This is a genomic window from Streptomyces sp. NPDC047974 (assembly GCF_040653375.1).
In the GTDB taxonomy this organism is placed as follows: domain Bacteria; phylum Actinomycetota; class Actinomycetes; order Streptomycetales; family Streptomycetaceae; genus Streptomyces.
The window spans coordinates 1-3000 of the sequence record NZ_JBEZNU010000086.1 but is presented as its reverse complement, the minus strand read 5'-3'; the positions used below and the strand labels follow the sequence as shown (position 1 = coordinate 3000).

At 66.5% G+C, this 3000-nt stretch carries 3 protein-coding genes; 1 reads left to right on the top strand and 2 read right to left on the bottom strand.

Annotated features, from left to right (window positions below):
- Positions 1–147 precede the first annotated feature (147 nt).
- Entirely contained in the window at positions 148–639 is a 492-nt protein-coding gene (locus AB0E19_RS38320; RefSeq protein ID WP_362189777.1) for a hypothetical protein, read from the top strand.
- A gap of 43 nt (positions 640–682) precedes the next feature.
- On the opposite strand, the gene istB is transcribed toward AB0E19_RS38320, so the two are convergent.
- The gene (gene istB / locus AB0E19_RS38315) at positions 683–1453 is read right to left on the bottom strand and encodes an IS21-like element helper ATPase IstB (RefSeq protein WP_362189774.1); all 771 of its coding nucleotides are present in this window, start codon (positions 1451–1453) and stop codon (positions 683–685) included.
- Positions 1450–2874 (bottom strand): IS21 family transposase, encoded by a 1425-nt coding sequence (gene istA, locus AB0E19_RS38310; protein ID WP_362189771.1) that lies wholly within the window; start codon positions 2872–2874, stop codon positions 1450–1452. Before istA ends, istB begins: the two co-directional genes overlap by 4 nt.
- Between the last annotated feature and the right edge of the window lie 126 nt (positions 2875–3000).

The window sequence follows — 3000 nt, the reverse complement described above, 5'->3', positions numbered from 1 at the left end:
CTGTCCGCGTACTCACTGAGGTGCTCAGCAAGGTACGGATGAACGTGCTCAGCTTGGCGGCCTTCAAGCGCCGGCTTGTGGGGAGAAGAAGGGGACGTCGGCGCAGAACTCCTGGCCTGTGGCCGGAGAAGCCCCGATGATCGACGCATGAAACGAGGTGCCTTCGCCGATGTTCCCTTGACCATGCTGATCCCCGGCCTATCGCCTGCTGGCGTGGAATCGCTGAAGGACGCGGCCCGTGCTGTTGATGCGGCTCGCGCCATCGCAACTGGGGCGGAATGGGAATGGGCTTTGGACCACGCGATCTTCGCTGGACCTCAGCCAGGGACGCCGGTCATCCTCGGCCTGGACGTCATCGAGCATGCCCACGGGAGCGACCAGCTGGAGTTCCTGCTCCAGGTCGTGTGGACAGACCTGGGTCGGCTCGCGGTCGACGCGGCAGTGAACGTTGCCTGCTGGTGCGACACCGATCACGCCACCCACGACGTTGATGCCTTCAGCCTTGCCGTCGATGATCTGGCCATGCTGCCTCAGGCCTTCCGTGCAGGCGCTGAGCGCCTGATCGGATGGCTGGCCGACCCACACGACGCAGACTACTGGCGTGCCAAGGCGGGGCTGCCCGCCCGCCAGCCCGGTTAAGAAGCCGGCGGGATGTCGATGGCGAGACGTCTATTGCGGCTGATCAGGCCACATTGGCATCGCGCTCGATGGCGGCGAGCCGGTTCTTGAGCCGGTAGCTGGGGCCGTTGATGGAGACGACGTCGCAGTGGTGCAGGAGGCGGTCGAGGATGGCGGTGGCGAGGACTTCATCGCCGAACACCTGTCCCCATTCGCTGAAGGTCTTGTTCGAGGTCAGGATGATCGAGCCCTTTTCGTAGCGCTTGGAGATCACCTGGAAGACCAGGTTGGCCTCGGCCCGCTCCAGCGGCTGGTAGCCGACTTCATCAACGACGAGGACTCCGGGGCGGAGATAGGTACGGAGCTTGCTGTTCAGCCGCCCGGATGCCTCAGCGGCCTTGAGCTGTCGGACCATGTCGTCGAGGGTGGTGAAGTAGACGGAGAAGCCAGCCCGGCAGGCAGCGACCGAGAGAGCCACTGCGATGTGCGTCTTGCCGACTCCGGGTGGTCCCAGCAGAGCCGCGTTGCCCTTGGCCTCGACAAAGGCGAGGGTGGCGAGGTCTTTGATCTTGCGGGGGTCGAGCTCGGGCTGGAAGGCGAAGTCGTATTCGTCGAGCGTCTTGTGGTGCGGCAGTTTGGAGAGCCGCAGGCCCTGTCGGAAGCGGCGGTCGTCACGCACGGCGAGCTCTTCGGCCAGGACGAGGTCGAGGAAGTCGAGGTAGCCCATCTTGGCCTCGTCAGCCCGGCCGGCGTATTGCTTCAGGCTCTCGGCCAGGTGGGGCAGACCGAGCTTGGCGGCCGTGGTGCGGATGCGGGTGCTGACCAACTCACTCAACTGGGCTCCTCCGGTGTGGGGTGGGCGGTGAAGGGACGGGTTCCGGTCAGTTCGTCATAGACCGACAGGGGGCGGCGGCCGACCTCGACTCGGACGGCCGCGGCCCGGGTCAGGAGAGCCATCAGCGAGAGGGCCTCCTCGCCGAGGGCGGCCTGCTGGCGGCGCTGAGGAGGAACATCACCGGTGGTGGTCCGCCTGTTCATTCCGTCGGGGAGTCCGTCCCAGTGCTTCTCGTCGACGACGCAGGCTCCGCGGCCGACGGCCCTGCGGTGCATCGCGAGGAGGGTGTCGCCGTTGGCGTCGGGAACGGTGGAGTGAAGGATGACCTGGGACTTCGTGGCTCTGACTTCCACCAGCTGACGCGGGCGGACCTTGCGGGCCGGCACAGAGTAGAGGTTCGCGTCGAAGGCGACCAGGCAGTCCTTGCCGACATAGCGAAGGTGTCGCTGGGTGATCACGTAGGGTGTCGCCGGCAGCGGTCGCAGAGCCATGTGGTCGCGGACCGCGCGATGGCCGATGACCTCGCCGTGGGTGCTGTGGACCTTCGCCCGGCGCAGGGGCACCCAGGCGTTGAAAGCGGAGTCCAGCTCCTCGACGGAGGCGAAGGACCGTCCGGACAGGACGTGGTCGCGGACGATCAAGACCTGGCGTTCGACCCGGCCTTTCCCGGTAGGCCGGTAGGCCGCGAGGACATCGATATCGAAGTCGTAGTGTCCGGCGAATCCGACCGCTTCCGGGTGCAGGGGCACCGCCTCGCCCGGTGCGACGTGGCGGCGGACGACGGTCTTGGTGCGGTCGTAGACGATCGACATCGGCACCCCGCCGAAGTGGGCGAAGGCCTGACGGTGGCAGTCGAAGAAGGTGGCCAGGTCCTGGCTGGTGGTGAAGCAGCAGAACGGATCACGTGAGTAGGACAACGTCATGTGGAACGAGTAGACCTTCGGGATGCCGACGTGGGCGAGGATCTGGCCCTCGTCTCCCCAGTCGACCTGGGCCTGAGCCCCAGGCACGACCTCGAACCTGCGATGCAGGCCGGCCAATTCACCGGGGCTGATGCCCAGTTCCTGAGCGATGCGAGGGCGGGCCTCCTGCATGTAGAGCTTCACCCGCTGGTAGGTGCCGGTGAAGCCGTACTCGGCCACCAGCCGCTCGTGAACCACGGCACCTTTGATCAGGATCTCCGACCGGAGCATCGCATCGATCAGCGGCGCGACCTCGTCCACCATCCATCGGCGGGCTCGGCCGCTGCGAACCCCTCCCCGCCGGGGCGGTGCGGCCGGAGCCTCGGAGGACAGATACTTGCGGACCGTCCGGCGGTTGAGCCCTGTCTCCCGCGCGATCTCCGACAGGCTCATAGCCCCGGACTCAAACAGCCCACGAAACCGTCGAAGCTCCATCCACCGCTGCGGATCCAACACCACGGTCAGCCGCCCTCCACCACCCCGAACAGGCCAGCGGCAGACTGCCCACGAACGATCCCCGCTACGTCAGCAGCTGGGCACGTTCATCCGTACGTGGCTGGGCACGTTCACGTGTACGCCGACACC